The following is a 17,074-nucleotide window of genomic DNA, read 5'->3' as shown; positions in this document are numbered from 1 at the left end:
CTTCACTCGAGTCAAGGCGCTGCAGTCGCGCGGAGGCGGGCGGCCAGGCGGAATCGAAGAAACTTGGCCCCCCTGACTTGGTGCGTCTCCAGGTCAAGCCTTGGCCGCCCCGTAACGACCCGGCCGCGGTTCAGGAGGACAGCCTGAAAGTTCCACACACAGCCCACGAATTCGGCCTCTCGGCTGCGCGGCGACCTGCAGATCGACTTCGTGGGCTCGGTTGACCTCGCTGGTCGACAACCGCGATCAGTGGACAACGTCACCACCTCGTGGTGTGACCGAAAACAATCAGGGCTGATCGCTTGGTCGGACGAGCGCCTCCATGCGCTGATCCACGCTCACCCCGATCTCTTCCGTCCGGTCCCGGTAATTGCGGCGTCCTGTGGGCTCCGACAAGGCGAACTCTTCGGCCTCGCCCTGGAAGACGTCGACTTCGACGAGCAGGTGATCCGGGTCCGCCGACAGATCAAGAAGCTGGGTGCCGACCACGTCTACGCGCTGCCGAAGAACGATCGGGAACGCGTCGTGCCGGGCCTATCAAAACAGTGATGGCATGCCCTCCTGGCCGCAATGGTGTTGCCCACGACGGTGGGCACCGCACCGTCTCTCACGGAGCAGGGACGGAACAGTGATCGTTTACGAGTCCTGTCAGGACACAGCGAACCCCGCCCGCCCTGAACGGCAGACGGGGTTTTCGCACGTCAGGGGTTACTTGAGGAGCTGGCGGGCCATGACCATGCGCTGGATCTGGTTGGTGCCCTCGTAGATCTGGGTGATCTTGGCATCGCGCATCATGCGCTCGACCGGGAACTCCCGCGTGTAGCCGTACCCTCCCAGCAGCTGGACGGCGTCGACAGTGATCTCCATGGCGGCGTCGGAGGCGGCGCACTTGGCGGCGCTGGAGAAGAACGTGAGGTCCTTGACCCGAGTGCCCTTCATGGCCAGCTCCGACTTGGCGGCGGCGGCGTAGGTGAGCTGGCGGGCGGCCTCCAGCTTCATCGCCATGTCGGCGAGCATGAACTGCAGGCCCTGGAAGTCGGCGATCGCCTTGCCGAACTGCTTGCGCTCCTTGACGTATCCGAGCGCGTAGTCGAGCGCGCCCTGCGCGATGCCGAGCGCCTGGGCGGCGATCGTGATGCGGGTGTGGTCGAGCGTGGCCAGGGCGGTCTTGAACCCGGTGCCCGGCTCGCCGATCATCCGCGAGGCCGGGATGCGGACGTTCTCCAGGATGACCTGGCGCGTGGGCGAGCCCTTGATGCCGAGCTTCTTCTCCTTGGCCCCGAACGAGACGCCCTCGTCGTCCTTCTCCACCACGAACGCCGAGATGCCGCGGGCGCCGGCCGAGGGGTCGGTCACGGCCATGACCGTGTAGTACTCCGACACGCCCGCGTTGGTGATCCACATCTTGGTGCCGTTGAGCACGTAGTGGTCGCCGTCACGCTCGGCCCTGGTCTTCATCGAGGCGGCGTCAGAGCCGGCCTCCGGCTCGGACAGGGCGTAGGAGAACATGCCCTCCCCGCGCGCCACCGGCGTCAGGTAGCGGTGCTTGAGCTCCTCGGACGCCGACAGCAGCAGCGGCACGGTGCCCAGCTTGTTGACGGCCGGGATCAGCGAGGACGAGGCGCACGCGCGGGCGACCTCCTCGATGACGATCACGGTCGCGAGCGCGTCGGCGCCCGCCCCGCCGTACGCCTCGGGGATGTGGACGGCGTGCAGGTCGGCCGCGACGAGGTCCTTGTAGACCTCCCAGGGGAACTCCTCGTTCTCGTCGGCCGCCGCGGCACGCGGGGCGATCTTCTCGTCGGCGAGGGCCCGGACCGTCTCGCGGAGCATCTCGTGCTCCTCAGCGGGGGCGTAGAGAGGGAAGCTCATAGCGCCGATACTAGGACGTCCGACTAGAAAGTTACCAGTCAGTACGACTCCCTCCTTGACACAACGCCCTGACAGGGGCGAGGAAGTGATGGCCTGGCGTCGACCTGGCACGTCCGGAGCCGTACCGTGGGGGCCAAGGCGCTGGTTTGCCCAGGTGGCTCACAGGGCAGTTGACTAGGCCGGTACCATGCCAGATCACAAAGAGTCGGTAAGAGGGGAGCATGCCGTGCCGTACCGCCTCACTGTGCTGGGGACCGGATACCTGGGTGCTACGCACGCGGCGTGCATGGCCGAACTGGGCTTCGAAGTGCTCGGTATTGACGTGGACCAGAGCAAGATCGAGCGACTGCAGCGCGGCGAGTTGCCGATTCACGAGCCCGGCCTGCAGGAGCTCCTCCAACGCAACCTCGACTCGGGCAGGCTGCGCTTCACCACCTCCTACGAGGAGGTGGCGCAGTTCGGCGACGTCCACTTCATCTGTGTGGGCACGCCCCAGACGAAGGGCGGGTACGCCGCCGACGTCTCCTACCTCGACGCGGTCGTCGAGTCGCTGGCCCCCCACCTCGACCGCGAGTGCCTGGTCGTGGGCAAGTCCACGGTGCCGGTCGGCACCGCCGAGCGCCTCGCGGACAAGCTCGTACGGCTCTCGCCCGCCGGGATGCAGGTCGAGCTGGCCTGGAACCCCGAGTTCCTGCGTGAGGGCTTCGCCGTGCAGGACACGCTCCGCCCCGACCGGATCGTGCTCGGGGTCGCCTCCGAGCGGGCCGAGAAGGTGCTGCGGGACGTCTACGCACCCCTGGGCGAGGTCCCGATCGTGGTGACCGACTTCCCCACCGCCGAGCTGGTGAAGTCGGCCGCGAACGCTTTCCTGGCCACGAAGATCTCGTTCATCAACGCCATGGCCGAGGTCTGCGAGGCCGCCGGCGGCGACGTCACCCAGTTGTCGCAGGCGCTATCGTACGACGAGCGGATCGGCGGCAGATACCTCAACGCCGGCCTCGGCTTCGGCGGCGGCTGCCTGCCCAAGGACATCAGGGCGTTCACGGCCAGGGCCGACGAGCTCGGCGCCCACCAGGCGCTCGCCTTCCTCCGCGAGGTCGACGAGATCAACCTGCGCCGCCGCGTCCGGACGGTCGACCTCACCCGCGACCTCCTGGGCGGGGCGTTCGACGGCCGCAGGGTCGCGGTGCTGGGAGCGGCGTTCAAACCCAACTCCGACGACATCCGCGACTCGCCGGCGCTCGACGTGGCCGTGAAGATCGCGGAGCAGGGCGGGCAGGTCACGGTCTACGATCCGGCCGCCCTGTCGAACGCGCGGGCGGCCCACCCCCACCTCGGGTACGCCGGGTCGGCCCTGGAGGCCGCACAGGGGGCCGAGGTCGTGCTGCTGCTCACCGAGTGGCAGGAGTTCGTGGCCCTCGACCCCGAGGAGCTGGGCACGGTCGTCACCGCCCGCACGATCGTCGACGGCCGCAACGCGCTCGACGCGGACACCTGGCGCGAAGCCGGCTGGGACTACCGCGCCCTCGGCCGCCCCTGATCTCCCCGCCGACCACGCCGACCACGCCGACCACGCCGATCTCGCCGACCTCACCGGCCGTGCTTGCCCAGGCACGGCCTGGGCGGTCGAGGAGCTCCGTCACCCCGCCCTGAGGCGGACGAGGGGCAGGAAGACGTCGTCGACGATCTCGGCGATGACATCCTCGGAGACCGGTCGCCGGGTCATCAGGAGTTCGTGACGGATCAGGTCGACCGGCAGGTCCGCCAGCCGCGCGGTGATGCGCCGAGGGTCGATCTCCCCGCGCGCGGCGGCGCGGCCGAGGACCTGCTCCATCAGGCGGGGTCCCCCGCGCTCCGCCAGGAGCCGCTCCCGCAGGTCGGCCAAGGTGGAGTCGGTCTCCGCGAAGTATTCGCTCATCTGCATGCTCATCACCACCGCCAACTCGCCGCGCCGCTCCGACATCCAGCGCAGCAGGGCCACGAGGTCGTCGCGGAGAGATCCGGTGTCGGGCACCGCGAACGGGTTCTTCCGGCCGTAGTGGCCGATCGCGGCTACCGCCAGGTCTGCCCGGCTGGCCCAACGGCGGTAGACGACCGGCCGGCTGGTCTGGGCACGTGCGGCCACACCCTCGAACGTGAAGCCGCCATAGCCGACGCTGACCAGTTCGTCCCAGGCGGCGTCCAGCAACGCCTCCTCCAACTCGGCCCCGCGCCGCCGGCTTGCGGTCTTCTCTGGCACGACTCCCCCTCAAGATACACGAATGCATCTTATTGACGGCGCGACGTCCGGTCGATTAGATACACGAGTGCATCCAATCATCGTCCGGAGGTCACCGTGAGCACCTTGCGGCCATCCCTCGCCCGGGAACGCCTCGACCCGGGATTCGTCCGGCTCTCGCTCGTCATGCTGACCGGCGCCCTCGCCGTCGTCTTCGACACGACGATCGTCAACATCGCACTGGAGACCTTGGGACGGCAACTGCGCGTGCCGGTCTCGACCGTCCAGTGGATCACCACGGGCTACCTGCTCGCCCTCGGCATGGCGGTGCCGACGACGAACTGGCTGACCGGCCGTTTCGGCGGCAAGAAGGTCTGGCTGGCCGCGCTGGCGCTCTTCCTGGCCGGATCCGTCGGCGCGAGCCTCGCCCCGGACGCGACGACGCTGATCGTCTGCCGGGTGGTGCAGGGCGCGGGCGGCGGTCTCATGCTGCCCGTCATGCAGACGCTCCTGGTCCAGGCCGCGAACGGGCGTTCACTCGGCCGCGCCACGGCGGTCATCGCGCTGCCCGCCCTGCTGGGCCCGGTGCTCGGCCCGGTCCTCGGCGGCCTGATCGTCCAGCACCTCACCTGGCGCTGGATCTTCTGGGTCAACGTGCCGTTCTGCCTGGCCGGGCTCGCGCTGGCCTGGCGCTTCATGCCCTCGGGGGAACGCGACCGCGACGCGGCGCTCGACTGGATCGGCCTTGCCCTGCTGTGCCCCGGCATCGCCGCGATCATCTTCGGGCTCTCCCGGGTCAGCGCCGACCGCGGCTTCGGCCACGCCGAGGTGCTCCTGCCGCTCGTCGCGGGCGCCACGCTCGTCGCCTGCTTCGCCGTACGAGCACTCAGGACGGACGGCACACCGCTCGTCGACGTGCGACTGCTGGGGAAGCCCTCGTTCGGTGCGGCGAGCGCGTTGATGTTCCTGTCGGGCTTCGTCCTGTACGGCGCGATGCTGCTGATCCCGCTCTACTTCCAGCAGGTGGGCGGCCTGGACGCGCTCACGGCCGGCCTCCTGCTCGCCCCGCAGGGCATAGGCGTGCTGCTGAGCCGGGGACCGGCCGGCACGCTCACCGACCGCGTGGGCGCGCGCCCGGTCACCGCCGTGGGCCTGGCGGTCACGGCGCTGGGGACGCTGCCGTTCGCCTGGGCCGGACCGGGCATCGAGACGTGGTGGCTCATCGCCGCGCTGGTCGTGCGCGGCATCGGCCTCGGCGCCGTCACGATTCCCATCATGACCAGCGCGTACGAGGGACTCGCCCGCGACCGGGTGCCGCATGCCAGCGTGATCACGAGGACCTTGCAGCAGATCGGCGGCTCGTTCGGCACCGCCGTGCTGGCCGTGGTCCTCGACAGCGAACTCGCCCGTCATCCCGGCGGGTCGCCGGACGCCGCGGCGGCCTTCGGCCACACGTTCTGGTGGTCCGTCGGCTTCACGGTGCTCGCGCTGGCCGTGTCGGCGTGGCTGCCCTCCCGGCTCACCCGCCGCGCGACGGGCCGCTGACCGCGCCGGGACTACTGACCGAGCTGTGCCTACTGACCGACCTGTGACTACTGACCGAGTTGGGCCTACTGACCGAGTTGGGCCTACTGACCGAGTTGGGCCGCCTCGGCGCGCAGGCGCTCGCCCTTGGCGTGCGCCTGGTCCCGCAGGGTGTCCTGGAACTCCTCCATCCGCCGCCGCAGCCCCTCGTCCGACGCCGCCAGGATCCGTACGGCGAGCAGCCCCGCGTTGCGGGCCCCGCCGACGGCGACGGTCGCCACGGGCACCCCGGCCGGCATCTGGACGATCGACAGCAGCGAGTCCATGCCGTCCAGATACTTCAGCGGCACCGGGACGCCGATCACGGGCAGCGGGGTGACCGAGGCCAGCATGCCCGGCAGGTGGGCCGCGCCGCCCGCACCCGCGATGATCACCTTCAGCCCGCGCCCGGCGGCGCGGGAGCCGTAATCGATCATTTCCGCGGGCATGCGGTGCGCCGACACCACGTCGGCCTCGAAGGAGACGCCGAACTCCGCGACCGCCTCGGCGGCCTGCCGCATCACCGGCCAGTCCGAGTCGCTCCCCATGACGATCCCGACGTCAGGCATCCACAGGTCCTCTCAGGCAGGTGACGGCGTGGTGAGCGCGGGCCCGCACCTCGTCGAGGTCGGTCCCGAGGGCGGTGACGTGCCCGATCTTGCGGCCGGGCCGGACATCCTTGCCATAGAAGTGAATCTTGATGCCCGGGTCGTTGGCCATCACGTGCTCATACCGCGAGTACACGTCGGGGTCGGGCCCGCCGAGCAGGTTGGCCATTACGACAACCGGCGCGGTCATCGACGGCGACCCGAGCGGCAGATTGAGCACGGCCCGCAGGTGCTGCTCGAACTGCGAGGTGCGGGCGCCCTCGATCGTCCAGTGGCCGCTGTTGTGGGGGCGCATGGCCAGCTCGTTGACCACGAGCCCGGACTTCGTGACGAACATCTCGACCGCGAGGAGCCCGGTCACACCGAGGTCGCGGGCGATCGTGAGCGCGACACGCTGGGCGTCCGCCGCCTGCTCCTCACCCAGGCCGGGCGCGGGCGCGATGACCTCGACGCAGATGCCGTCCTTCTGCACGGTCTCGACCACGGGATAGCTGACGCCCTGGCCGTGGGCGGACCGGGCCACCAGCACGGCGACCTCCCGCTCGAACGGGACGAACGCCTCGGCCAGCAGGGCCACACCGGTGCCGAGCACCTCGCGCGCCTCGTCGGGGGTCTCGCAGACCCACACGCCCCGGCCGTCGTAGCCGCCGCGCACGGCCTTCAGCACGACCGGCCAGCCGTGCTCCTCGGCGAACGTCTCCACACCGGCCAGGTCCTCGACGCGGGCCCAGGCCGGGCAGGGCGCGCCGATCTCGGTGAGCCGCTCCCGCATGACCGCCTTGTCCTGCGCGTGGACCAGGGCGTCCGCCCCCGGATGTACGGCGTGGCCGTCGGCGGTCAGGGCCCGGATGTGCTCGGTCGGCACGTGCTCGTGGTCGAAGGTGACGGCGTCGCACCCCTTCGCGAACTCCCGGAGATCGGCGAGGTCGCGGTAGTCGCCGAGCCGGGTGTCCACGATCACCTTGGCGGCGCTCTCGTCACGGGTGTTCGCGAGCACGCGCAGGTCGATGCCGAGCGCGATCGCGGCCTGCTGCGTCATCCTCGCCAGCTGGCCCGCGCCGACCATGCCCACCACGGGCGCGGTCACGGGTGCGGAAGGGGGAACGTTCGAGCTGTTCACGACAGGTCAGCCTACCTATTGCGCGAGGAAAACCGTCAGCCGGAGCCCTCGGCGAGGTCGGCGAGGACCCGGCGCATGCCGACCGTCGTCATCGTGGTGTCCTTCGCCACCCTGGTGGCCAGCACCAGGATCTCGCTGCCGGTGACGGTCGTGGCCGCGCCGCCCGTGAAGGCGCGTACGTCGGCGGCCCGATAGCGGGGGTGGGCGAGGGAGTGACGGCCCGAGCCCGGCTTCTGGGTGAAGACGACGCGCAGCGCGTGGAACACCAGCGATCCGCCGCCGGGCAGCGCGAGCGCGCGGGCCGGTCCCTCGATGCGCACGTCGGTGGACAGGTGATCGGGACGGACCCTGCCGGGGGCGCGGACCAGTTCCGCGAGAAGGCGGCGCATGGGATCGCCGGAGGCGAAGCGCACCCCGCTGACCCCGTCCCCGTTCGCTCCGGCGGGATCGGTCAGGAACGCGACGTGCCGGGTGGGCGCGAGCCGCGCCCCGACGGCCGCGTCCGGGTCGGCCGCGGCGTCGATCGCCTCGCCGTCCACGCCGCCCTCCACCTCGGGCGCCTTGCCGACGAGCGGGATCGGCCCGGCGCCGAGCCGCCATCGGCCGTCCGCCCGTACGAAGACGAAGTAGGCCGGCTCGGGCTTGCGGGCGAGCACGGCGAACCAGGCGCCGTCCTCACCGTCCTCCCGGGTGGGCAGCAGGAACTCCGGATCCCGATAGGCACGGAAGGCGGGCGCCGAGCGGCCCTCGCGGGCGGCCGCGCAGACGCGGCTCCCGACGGTGCTCTCCACACCGGTCGTGAGCTGCTCGATCTCGGCGCAGTCCCGGTCCTTCCAGGCGCCGGACAGGTCGCCGAGGCCGTCGAAGGCCGCCTGCGCGTCGGCCGCGGTGATCTCGACCGTCGCCGGGGACGTGGTGCCTGGCTCGGCCGGGGTCTCGCGTGCGCCCTCGGTCCCACACCCCGCGAGCAGGACGAGGCCGAGACCGAGGGCCGTGAGTCTGCGCAACACGAGAAAGGCCACCCCTCCAGAACGCGCGCGTCCCCGAACTAGGTGATCCTGGTCGGGCGAGAGCGTAGTGCGAAGAGCGCCCGCTCATCCCACATAGCAGGATTTTTCTTGAAATGTTCTTCGATGACCTGGGACGAAGCGGGCGAAGGTTGCGGCAAGACCCCGATTTGTGCTTGCTACCGGTAGCCTGAGAAGACCTCGCCGCCGACCATGGCCGCCGAACAGGAAGGACCGTGCGGGACGTGCAGTTTCTACGACGCGCCTACGAGCGGTTCGCCGCGCTCATCCACGAGTTGATCAAGTTCGGCCTGGTGGGCGCGATCGCGTTCGTCATCGACTTCGGCGGCGCCAACCTGCTGCGGTTCGGCGTCGGCATGGGCCCGCTGTTCTCGAAGGTCCTGGCCACGATCGTCGCCGCGACGTTCGCGTACGCGGGCAACCGCTTCTGGACCTACCGGCATCGCCAGCAGAGCGGCCTGGCGCGCGAGTACGTCCTGTTCTTCCTGCTGAACGGCATCGGCCTGCTGCCCGCGCTACTCGCCATCGGTTTCGTGACGTACTCGCTGGGCCTGCACGACACGCTGAGCTACAACATCGCTCAGGCCGTCGGCCTGGGCCTCGGCACGCTGTTCCGCCTCTGGTCGTACAAGAAGTGGGTGTTCCTGGCGGCCCCTGAGCTGGCCGAGGAGCCCGTCGAGGGGGCTGTCGAGAGGGTCGGCGCGCGGCCCCACCCCGACGTGAAGGCACAGGCCGACCCCCTCACCACCAGCTGAACCCTCAGCTGAACCCTCAGGCGGGGCCGCTCACGACACGGTGACGTCCGCTGTCACGGGTGTGGCGTAAGAAGATGGCGAAGGTCGCCGGACGGCGCTTGACCAGCTCAAGCCGCCCGCCGTCGGCCGCCACCAGGGCACGGGCGAGGGTGAGCCCCAGGCCGGTGCCGCCTCCCCCGCTCACGCTCCGCTCGAACACCCGATGGCCGAGGGCCTCCGGAATGCCCGGGCCCTCGTCGGCCACCTCGATCACCACAGACCTGCCCGTACTCGATGTGTTGATCGTCAGCACGCCGTCGCCGTGCTTGAGGGAGTTCTCCAGCAGGGTGGACAGCACCTGGCTGAGCCCGCCGGTCGTGCCGAGCGCGCTGAGTCCCCGGTCGCCCGCGAGCACCAGCGACCGGTGGGCGCGGCGGAACGCCGGCTCCCACTCGGTGATCTGCTGCCCCACCACGTCGTCCACGTCGATCGGCGCCGCCTGGGCGTGACGCTGGCGGCGGGCGGCGGCCAGCAGTTCGTCGATCACGGCGGTCAGCCGCTCGACCTGCACGACCGCGGCCTCGCCCTCCTCGCGGACCACATCGGGCTGGTCGGCCGCCGCGACGATCTCCTCCAGGCGCATGCTCAGCCCGGTCAGCGGCGTGCGCAGCTGATGGGAGGCGTCGGTGGCGAACTCGCGCTCCCGCGCGAGCAGGTCGGAGATCCGCAGCGCGCTGCGGTCCAGCACCTCGGCCACGAGATCCAGCTCAGGGATCCCGTAACGATGCTTGCTCGGCCTCGCGTCGCCCGAGCCCAGCCGCTCCGCGATCCTGGTGAGATCTTGGAGCGGCAGGTTCAGGCGACGCGAGGTGACGGTGGCCAGCCCGATCGCGGCCCCGAGGGCCACGACCGCGAGCGCGATGATGAGCACCAGCCGCGCCTGGGTGTCCTGGTGGATCTGGGCCGCGTCGCGGCTGACGCGTACGTAACCGTTCTCGGAGCGCGCCTCCTCGGTCAGATCACGGCCTGCCGGCGGAGGCGAGCCCACGACGATCGGCGGTTTCCCGCGGACGAACACCTGGAGGTATCGGTCCGGGTAGTTCCGCGCGAGCTGGTCCGGACTGATCCCCTGCCCCTGGCTGAGGGAGTACTCCACTCCCAGCAGCAGGCGGCCCGCGTCCGTTCTGAGCTCCTGGGCGACCTCGTCGCTGATCAAGCGCACGACGACCACACCCAGGGGCACGCCTAACAGCAGTACCGCGATGACCGCGACGAGCAGCATGGAGGAAAGCAGGCGCCGGCGCACGTGCTAGCCCCTCCCCCGCAACCGCCCCACGGCGGCTACTCGCGCTCGAAACGGAAGCCGACCCCTCGGACGGTCGTGATGTAGCGCGGCTTGGCCGCGTCGTCGCCGAGCTTGCGGCGCAGCCACGAGATGTGCATGTCGAGTGTCTTCGTCGACCCCCACCAGTTCGTGTCCCACACCTCGCGCATGATCTGCTCGCGGGTGACGACCTTGCCCGCGTCCCGTACGAGCACGCGCAGCAAATCGAACTCCTTGGTGGTCAGGTGCAGTTCCTTGTCTCCCATCCAGGCCCGGCGGGAGTCGGCGTCGATGCGGACGCCTTGCACCACCGGGGTCTCCGATGTTCCGCGCCGAAGCAGGGCCCGCACGCGGGCGAGCAGTTCTGCGAGGCGGAACGGCTTGGTGACGTAGTCGTCGGCCCCGGCGTCGAGGCCGACGACGGTGTCGACTTCGTCGACACGGGCGGTGAGGATCAGGACCGGAGTCCCGTGTCCCTCCGCGCGTATGCGGCGCGCGACCTCCAGCCCGTCCATCTCTGGAAGGCCGAGGTCGAGAACAATCAGGTCGACGCCCCCCGACAAGGCCCTCTCCAGGGCCTGCGGGCCATCGGGGCTCACCTCCACCTGATAGCCCTCCCGGCGCAGGGCTCGCGCCAGCGGCTCGGAAATCGAGGTGTCATCCTCGGCGAGAAGTACGCAGGTCATGGTGCGATCGTAGGACCTTGTGCGATCGTTTCCCGGCTACAGCGCGCCTTTTGACTTGTCGTTGACCCATCAATTGACCTGGGCAAACACTGATAAATCCGGGATAGTCAGCACGCAAGCGACGCGATCTTCCGCCTCATTCTCGACCATTCCGAACTTCGTCGCTGGAAAGCGGATAATGGCGCGAAAAACGCCCGCCGAAACGATGACGACGGGCGTTGTCCATCTGATTTCCCGTGCGGCCAGAGGCGACGGCCGGGAGAGCACCGGCTCAGGAGGACGACGGCGGCTCCGCGTACCGCTGGAGGTACAGCTGCTCGCCCAGGCTCTCCAGGAGGCCCAGCTCGGTCTCCAGGTAGTCGATGTGGTGCTCCTCGTCGGCCAGGATGCGCTCGAAGAGCGTGGCCGAGGTGATGTCCCCCCGCTCCCGCATGAGGGCGATGCCGGGCCGCAGCCTCTTGACCACGCCCAGCTCCAGATCCAGGTCGGCCTGAAGCTGCTCCCTGACGGTCTGGCCGATGTGCAGGGTGTTCAGCTTCTGGTAGTTCGGCAGACCCTCCAGGAACAGGATCCGGTCGGTGAGTTCCTCCGCGTGCCGCATCTCGTCGATGGACTCCGCCCGCGTGAGGGCGGCGAGCTTCGTATATCCCCAGTTCTCCTGCAGCTTGGCGTGCAGGAAGTACTGGTTGATGGCGGTCAGCTCGGAGGTGAGCTGCTCGTTGAGCAGCGCGATGATCTCTTTGTCGCCCTGCATAAGCTTCCTCGATCTATGCGCTGGTGACCAGGTCCTCTGACCGTTTCAGGATCGCACAGATCTTCCGGACGCAAGACGCGCAGTCCCCTCCTGCACCGGTGGCGTCCCGCACCTGGCGAGCCGTCCTCGCCCCCTCGGCGATGCAGTCGTGCACCTCGCTCTCGGTGACCGCGCGGCAGATGCAGACGTACATGGATCGCCTCTCAGGGATCATGAGGAAGGTTAGGCATACCTAAGATAACTCACTTTGGTAAGGCTTGCCTATGTGATCCAAGGCACAGAAAAGGGCGGCACTCCGCAATGGAAGCGCCGCCCCTCGCGTGAGCGTCAGAGCACCACGACCGACCTCAGCACCTCCCCGCGGTGCATCTTGCCGAAGGCCTCCTCGACCTGGTCGAGGCCGATGGTCTCGGAGACGAACCCGTCGAGGTCGAGCCGTCCCTGCAGGTAGAGGTCGATCAGCATGGGGAAGTCACGGCTGGGCAGGCAGTCGCCGTACCAGGAGGACTTGAGCGCGCCGCCGCGGCCGAAGACGTCGAGCAGCGGCAGTTCGAGCTGCATCTCCGGCGTCGGCACGCCGACGAGCACGACGGTCCCGGCCAGGTCGCGAGCGTAGAAGGCCTGCTTGTACGTCTCGGGACGGCCCACCGCCTCGATCACGACATCGGCGCCGAACCCGCCGGTCAGCTCGCGGATGGCCTCCACCGCGTCGGTCTCGCGCGAGTTGACGGTGTGCGTGGCGCCGAAGCCGCGGGCCCAGTCGAGCTTGCGGTCGTCCACGTCGACCGCGACGATCGTCCGGGCCCCGGCGAGCTGCGCGCCCGCGATGGCCGCGTTGCCCACGCCGCCGCAGCCGATCACCGCGACCGTGTCGCCCCGGGTCACGCCGCCGGTGTTGATCGCGGCCCCGAGGCCGGCCATCACGCCGCAGCCGAGCAGGCCGGCGACGGCCGGCTTGGCCGCCGGGTTGACCTTCGTGCACTGCCCGGCAGCCACGAGGGTCTTCTCCAGGAACGCCCCGATGCCGAGCGCCGGGCTGAGCACGGTGCCGTCGGCCAGGGTCATCTTCTGCGCCGCGTTGTGGGTGCTGAAGCAGTACCACGGCCGTCCCCGCAGGCACGCGCGGCACTGCCCGCACACCGCCCGCCAGTTGAGGATCACGTAGTCGCCGGGCTCGACCTCGGTCACGCCCTCGCCGACCGCCTCGACGACGCCCGCGGCCTCGTGGCCCAGCAGGAACGGGAACTCGTCGTTGATGCCGCCCTCGCGGTAGTGGAGGTCGGTGTGGCAGACCCCGCAGGCCTGCACGTTCACGACCGCCTCGCCGGGCCCCGGGTCCGGCACGACGACCGTCTCCAGCGTCACCGCCTCTCCCTTGCCGCGCGCCACCACGCCCTGGACTTCGTACGGCATGTCCTGCACCTCAACTCTCTCGGCTGGATCTCCTCAGAACATACGGCTCCACCACGCCGAGCCCACGGGCGGGACGGCGGCGGAGTTTGACCAGGTCGACGCCGGGCGCCCCGGCGAGGCCCGCGGCCAGCTCGCTGTCGGCCAGGATCGTGCCGGGCCTGGCGATGGCCGTCAGCCGGGCCGCCAGGTTGACGGTCGTGCCGAAGACGTCGCCCATCGCCGGGAGCACCGGGCCGTACGCCAGCCCGACCCGCACGTCGGGCCCCTCGGCGTCCCGTTTCAGCTCGTCGAGCAGGTCGAGCGCGATGAGGGCCGCGGTCCTCGGGTCGGCGGCGGTGAAGAGCACCTCGTCGCCGAGCGTCTTGACCAGCCGGCCGTCATGGGCGGCGATCACGTCGGAGGCCCGCGACTCGAACCCCTCGACCAGGTCGGCCAGCGCCAGCTCGTCCAGCTCCCGGGACACGCGGGTGAAGGCGACGAGATCGGCGAACCCGACCCCGAGCCTCGGCCGGGTCGGCGAGACGTCCTCGCCGGGCTCGGCGAGGGAGACCAGCCGGCTCGCGGTCGCGGCGAGCTGGGAGCGCCAGACGTGCACCAGCGTCTGCTCGAAGTCCGGCAGCAGGCGGCTGACCGTGTCCATCACCTGCCGCAGCGCGTCCTCCCCCGCCCGCGCGCCGGGCTCGATCAGCGCGTCGACCATGATCTCGGCCTGCCACTGGGCGAGCCGCGCGGTCGTACGGCCGAGGGCCCTGGCCATGCGGATGACGGTCCGCTCGTCGAGCATCTCCGTGTCGAGCAGGTCGCGGATGCGGTGCAGGGACGCCAGGTCGGCCTCGGTGAACGCCACGGCGTCGTCGGCGAACGTGGCGAAGCCGAGGGCCCGCCAGATCCGCGCCGCCAGCTCCTGCGGGATGCCGGCCGCCTCGGCGACCTGCCTCCGTGTGTAGGCCGGCGCCGGCCCCAGGAACAGCCGCCGCATGTCGTCGGCACCGGGCCGCCCGCTGATGTCCACGTCTCCCTCCCCCGCACGGCGCGTGGGCCGCGCCGCGTTCAGTCCCCGTCGATGTTCCCGTCCGCGGCATCCTCCACCAGCCGGAACAGCTCATGCCGCACACGCTGGATCTGGGGGATGTCGCGGTAGTCGATGTCGCCCTTCTCCGACGCCGACTCGACCCGGAGCGTGCCGCATCCCAGGACGCGCTCCAAGAGCCGCTGGTCGGAGCTCACGCTGCTCACCTTGGCCAGCGGGATGTCGTCCTCCGACTTGTTCAGCACTCCCGTGCTGATCGCGAAGCGGTGCGAGGTCAGCGTGTAGGACGTCGTCACCCAGCGCAGATAGGGAACGATCGTCCACAGGACCAGCGCCACGAAGGCGACCACGGCCACCGCGCCGCGGGCGTACCCCGCGTACTCGTAGTCGCCGGGGATGAGGACGAAGGCCGCGACGGCGGCGGCCAGCACGACGACGAGAGCCAGGACCGGAAGGATCAGACGCTTCCAGTGCGGATGGAACGATAGAACGACCCGCTCGCCGTCGGCCAGGTATTGATCGGGAAGACCCATGGCGCAAATCGTGACACGATCCCCGGTCGATTGCATGTGTTCGATCAGGACGGCGGGCCGGTCTCCGACGACGGACCCCGGCGGACGTGGACGACGTCGCCCGCGCTGAGCGTGTGCTCTCCGTCGCCGGCGCGTACGAGCAGGTGGCCAGATGCGTCGACGCCGGTCGCCAGGCCGGTCAGCACCCGCTCGCCGGGCAGTTCGATCCTGACCTCCTGCCCCACGGTGGACGACCGGGCGAGGTAGGCGGCACGCAGGCCCGAGGCGTCCGCGTCGCCGTCGGCGGCCTTCCAGTCGCGGTAGTGCGACTCGACCTCCCGCAGGATGGCGCGCAGCAGCGGGTCGCGGTCGGTGCAGGCGGCGTTCTCGACGGCGAGGGACGTGGCCCGTTCCACGGGCAGTTCCTCCGGCCGCAGGGAGACGTTGAGCCCCATGCCGACGACCACCATGCGGTCCACCCGCTCGGCCAGGATCCCGGCGAGCTTGCGCTCCCCCACCATGAGGTCGTTGGGCCACTTGAGCCGCACGTCGACCTCCGCGATCCGCCGTACGGCCGAGGCGGCGGCGAGACCGACCAGCAGCGCCAGCCAGCCCTGCCGGGCGAGCGGCACCTCCGGCCGCAGCAGCATCGAGAACGTCAGCCCCGAGCGCGGCGGCGCGGTCCACGGGCGCCCGAGCCTGCCCCGGCCGGCGAACTGCGACTCCGCGACCAGCACGGCGCCCTCCGCCGGGCTCTCGCGCACGGTCCTGGCCAGGTCGGCGTTGGTGGACCCGGTCCGCTCGACGACGCGTACGGACGACCACAGCGAGCCTGGGCGCACCAGCGCCCTGGTCAGCGCGGTCTCGGACAGCGGGGGCCGGTCGAGATCGGCGTACGGCGAGTCGGGCACGCACCCAGGCTATCGGCCCCCGGGCGGCCTCCGCCGCCGCGCCGTCCGTCTGCCGGAACCGCGGGTCCGATCACCGGCCGGGCCGGCCCGCGAGCACGGGCTCCAGGGCGCGCATCCGCCGGAGCCGGGCGGCGAGGGGCCGTCGTCATCGGGCGTCCTGCGTGCCCGCCGGCGTCTGCCACCAGGGGCCGCCGCGTTCGTCGGCCAGGCGCAGCGCCTCTGCGGCGACCTGCTCGGGCGGGATGTCGAGGCAGTCGAGGGCGAAGGGGCAGGCGAACTGGCGGCACGGCGAGCACGCGGTGGGCACCGTGAGGATCGACGCCGGGCCGAACCGCGGCCGATACTGCTCCACCTGCTCGGTGCCGGCGAACAGCACGACCACGGGCGTGCCGAGCGCGCTGGCCAGGTGGGCCCCGCCGCTGTTGTTGCACACGACCACGTCGACGGCGTCGATGAGCGCCGCCAGGACCGGTACGTCGAACCGGCCCGGCAGCAGGACCGCACCGGGCACACCGGCGCCGGTGGCCTCGACGAGCGGCGCGTCCCTCGCCGTGCCCGCCACGAGGACCCGCAGCCCGGCGGCCGTCAGCAGCCCGGCCACCCGGGCGAACCGGTCGGCCGGGTAGCGCCGCGCGGAGCAGGAGGCCCCCGGAAGGATGAGCGCGCACGGCCGCCGTCCGCGACCGTCGGCGTGGCCGTCCCCTCCTGGTCGGCCGTCGAGCAGGCGGCGGGCCGTACTGGCCGCCTCGGCGGGCACGCGCACGCGGAGCCTGCCCTCGACCGGAGGGACGCCCGCCCGTTCGAGGAGGTGCAGCGCGCGATCCACCTGATGGGTCTCGTCCGGCGGCGAGGGCACCCAGTGGGTCAGCCCCGCCCCGCCGAACTCCTTGGACATGCCGACCCGTACGGGCACCCCGGCGAGCCGGCAGAGGTACGCGGCCGGCCAGGGGGCCTGTGAGAACGAGGTCAGGATCACCGCCGCTTCGTAGCCGCCCCACCCGATCCGCTCGACGAGATCCAGGTCTTCGGTGACCGGGACGTCCTCCCCGCCCGTCTTCTGCCACGAGACCGAGGCGGTCAGCACGCCGTCCACCTCGGGGAGCAGCGCGGCCGCGGCGGCGCCCGCGGGGGTGGTCAGCAGATCGAGCCGGGCGCGGGGAGCGGCCCGCCGCAGCGCCCGCAGCGCCGGGCCCGCCATCACGACGTCGCCGAGGTTGTCGGGGCGGATCACGAGCACGCGGGCGAGCCCCCGCCACGGGACCGGTGGGCCTGCGAGCGCCGCGGGATGCTCCATCTCCTGC

The 17,074-nt window shown here is 70.9% G+C and carries 18 protein-coding genes; 4 read left to right on the top strand and 14 right to left on the bottom strand.

Annotated elements, in window-relative coordinates:
* The first annotated feature begins 249 nt into the window (after positions 1–249).
* A complete protein-coding gene (locus tag QSK36_RS05950) occupies positions 250–549 on the top strand; it encodes a site-specific integrase (protein ID WP_183534629.1) in 300 nt (99 codons plus the stop codon).
* 159 nt (positions 550–708) lie between these two features.
* On the opposite strand, the gene QSK36_RS05945 is transcribed toward QSK36_RS05950, so the two are convergent.
* Positions 709–1,872 (bottom strand): acyl-CoA dehydrogenase family protein, encoded by a 1,164-nt coding sequence (locus tag QSK36_RS05945; RefSeq protein WP_285781598.1) that lies wholly within the window; start codon positions 1,870–1,872, stop codon positions 709–711.
* A 226-nt stretch (positions 1,873–2,098) separates the two neighbouring features.
* Between QSK36_RS05945 and QSK36_RS05940 the strand changes: the two genes are divergently transcribed.
* The gene (locus tag QSK36_RS05940; protein ID WP_183534625.1) at positions 2,099–3,412 is read left to right on the top strand and encodes a UDP-glucose dehydrogenase family protein; all 1,314 of its coding nucleotides are present in this window, start codon (positions 2,099–2,101) and stop codon (positions 3,410–3,412) included.
* 99 nt (positions 3,413–3,511) lie between these two features.
* Here QSK36_RS05940 and QSK36_RS05935 read toward each other — a convergent pair whose 3' ends face one another.
* Positions 3,512–4,111, bottom strand: a complete 600-nt coding sequence (locus QSK36_RS05935) for a TetR/AcrR family transcriptional regulator (protein WP_183534623.1) — start codon at positions 4,109–4,111, stop codon at positions 3,512–3,514.
* 96 nt (positions 4,112–4,207) lie between these two features.
* Here QSK36_RS05935 and QSK36_RS05930 point away from each other — a divergent pair, with 96 nt between their 5' ends.
* Positions 4,208–5,635, top strand: coding sequence for an MDR family MFS transporter (locus QSK36_RS05930; protein WP_285781597.1), 1,428 nt, complete (start codon positions 4,208–4,210; stop codon positions 5,633–5,635).
* An 83-nt stretch (positions 5,636–5,718) separates the two neighbouring features.
* On the opposite strand, the gene purE is transcribed toward QSK36_RS05930, so the two are convergent.
* Genes purE through QSK36_RS05915 form a run of 3 tightly spaced genes read right to left on the bottom strand, consistent with a single transcriptional unit; the run spans position 5,719 to position 8,391 of the window.
* The gene (purE, locus tag QSK36_RS05925) at positions 5,719–6,222 is read right to left on the bottom strand and encodes a 5-(carboxyamino)imidazole ribonucleotide mutase (protein WP_285781596.1); all 504 of its coding nucleotides are present in this window, start codon (positions 6,220–6,222) and stop codon (positions 5,719–5,721) included.
* The gene (locus QSK36_RS05920) at positions 6,215–7,381 is read right to left on the bottom strand and encodes a 5-(carboxyamino)imidazole ribonucleotide synthase (protein ID WP_183534622.1); all 1,167 of its coding nucleotides are present in this window, start codon (positions 7,379–7,381) and stop codon (positions 6,215–6,217) included. The genes purE and QSK36_RS05920 overlap by 8 nt, the downstream gene beginning before the upstream one ends.
* Positions 7,382–7,416: 35 nt before the next feature.
* Complete coding sequence (locus QSK36_RS05915; RefSeq protein WP_183534620.1) at positions 7,417–8,391, bottom strand: hypothetical protein; 975 nt, start codon at positions 8,389–8,391, stop codon at positions 7,417–7,419.
* Positions 8,392–8,633: 242 nt separating this feature from the next.
* On the opposite strand from QSK36_RS05915, the gene QSK36_RS05910 reads away from it, so the two are divergent.
* Positions 8,634–9,164, top strand: coding sequence for a GtrA family protein (locus tag QSK36_RS05910; RefSeq protein WP_183534618.1), 531 nt, complete (start codon positions 8,634–8,636; stop codon positions 9,162–9,164).
* Positions 9,165–9,180: 16 nt separating this feature from the next.
* Here QSK36_RS05910 and QSK36_RS05905 read toward each other — a convergent pair whose 3' ends face one another.
* The 9 genes from QSK36_RS05905 to QSK36_RS05865 form a co-directional block, all read right to left on the bottom strand.
* Positions 9,181–10,449 (bottom strand): sensor histidine kinase, encoded by a 1,269-nt coding sequence (locus QSK36_RS05905; protein WP_183534616.1) that lies wholly within the window; start codon positions 10,447–10,449, stop codon positions 9,181–9,183.
* Positions 10,450–10,484: 35 nt separating this feature from the next.
* A complete protein-coding gene (locus QSK36_RS05900) occupies positions 10,485–11,153 on the bottom strand; it encodes a response regulator transcription factor (protein WP_030451323.1) in 669 nt (222 codons plus the stop codon).
* A gap of 271 nt (positions 11,154–11,424) precedes the next feature.
* Complete coding sequence (bfr, locus tag QSK36_RS05895) at positions 11,425–11,907, bottom strand: bacterioferritin (protein ID WP_183534614.1); 483 nt, start codon at positions 11,905–11,907, stop codon at positions 11,425–11,427.
* Between the two features lie 13 nt (positions 11,908–11,920).
* Positions 11,921–12,100, bottom strand: coding sequence for a (2Fe-2S)-binding protein (locus tag QSK36_RS05890; RefSeq protein ID WP_079316362.1), 180 nt, complete (start codon positions 12,098–12,100; stop codon positions 11,921–11,923).
* Positions 12,101–12,234: 134 nt separating this feature from the next.
* Complete coding sequence (locus tag QSK36_RS05885; protein ID WP_285781595.1) at positions 12,235–13,320, bottom strand: S-(hydroxymethyl)mycothiol dehydrogenase; 1,086 nt, start codon at positions 13,318–13,320, stop codon at positions 12,235–12,237.
* A 10-nt stretch (positions 13,321–13,330) separates the two neighbouring features.
* Complete coding sequence (locus tag QSK36_RS05880) at positions 13,331–14,332, bottom strand: adenylate/guanylate cyclase domain-containing protein (RefSeq protein WP_285781594.1); 1,002 nt, start codon at positions 14,330–14,332, stop codon at positions 13,331–13,333.
* 38 nt (positions 14,333–14,370) lie between these two features.
* The gene (locus tag QSK36_RS05875; protein WP_183534610.1) at positions 14,371–14,883 is read right to left on the bottom strand and encodes a PH domain-containing protein; all 513 of its coding nucleotides are present in this window, start codon (positions 14,881–14,883) and stop codon (positions 14,371–14,373) included.
* A gap of 44 nt (positions 14,884–14,927) precedes the next feature.
* Positions 14,928–15,773 carry a biotin--[acetyl-CoA-carboxylase] ligase gene (locus QSK36_RS05870; protein ID WP_285781593.1) on the bottom strand — a complete coding sequence of 282 codons (846 nt, stop codon included), beginning with the start codon at positions 15,771–15,773 and terminating at the stop codon, positions 14,928–14,930.
* Between the two features lie 145 nt (positions 15,774–15,918).
* A complete protein-coding gene (locus tag QSK36_RS05865; RefSeq protein ID WP_285781592.1) occupies positions 15,919–17,067 on the bottom strand; it encodes a glycosyltransferase family 9 protein in 1,149 nt (382 codons plus the stop codon).
* Positions 17,068–17,074 lie beyond the last annotated feature (7 nt).

Source organism: Microbispora sp. NBRC 16548, assembly GCF_030268985.1.
Taxonomy (GTDB): domain Bacteria; phylum Actinomycetota; class Actinomycetes; order Streptosporangiales; family Streptosporangiaceae; genus Microbispora; species Microbispora catharanthi.
Note: the sequence above shows the minus strand (reverse complement) of the source record. Positions and strands in the feature narration are given on the sequence as shown.

Coding starts and splice junctions, on each gene's coding strand:
- QSK36_RS05945 (WP_285781598.1), bottom strand. CDS start 1,872: ATGAGCTTCCCTCTCTACGCCCCCGCTGAGGAGCACGAGATGCTCCGC.
- purE (WP_285781596.1), bottom strand. CDS start 6,222: ATGCCTGACGTCGGGATCGTCATGGGGAGCGACTCGGACTGGCCGGTG.
- QSK36_RS05900 (WP_030451323.1), bottom strand. CDS start 11,153: ATGACCTGCGTACTTCTCGCCGAGGATGACACCTCGATTTCCGAGCCG.
- bfr (WP_183534614.1), bottom strand. CDS start 11,907: ATGCAGGGCGACAAAGAGATCATCGCGCTGCTCAACGAGCAGCTCACC.
- QSK36_RS05890 (WP_079316362.1), bottom strand. CDS start 12,100: ATGTACGTCTGCATCTGCCGCGCGGTCACCGAGAGCGAGGTGCACGAC.
- QSK36_RS05885 (WP_285781595.1), bottom strand. CDS start 13,320: ATGCCGTACGAAGTCCAGGGCGTGGTGGCGCGCGGCAAGGGAGAGGCG.
- QSK36_RS05875 (WP_183534610.1), bottom strand. CDS start 14,883: ATGGGTCTTCCCGATCAATACCTGGCCGACGGCGAGCGGGTCGTTCTA.
- QSK36_RS05865 (WP_285781592.1), bottom strand. CDS start 17,067: ATGGAGCATCCCGCGGCGCTCGCAGGCCCACCGGTCCCGTGGCGGGGG.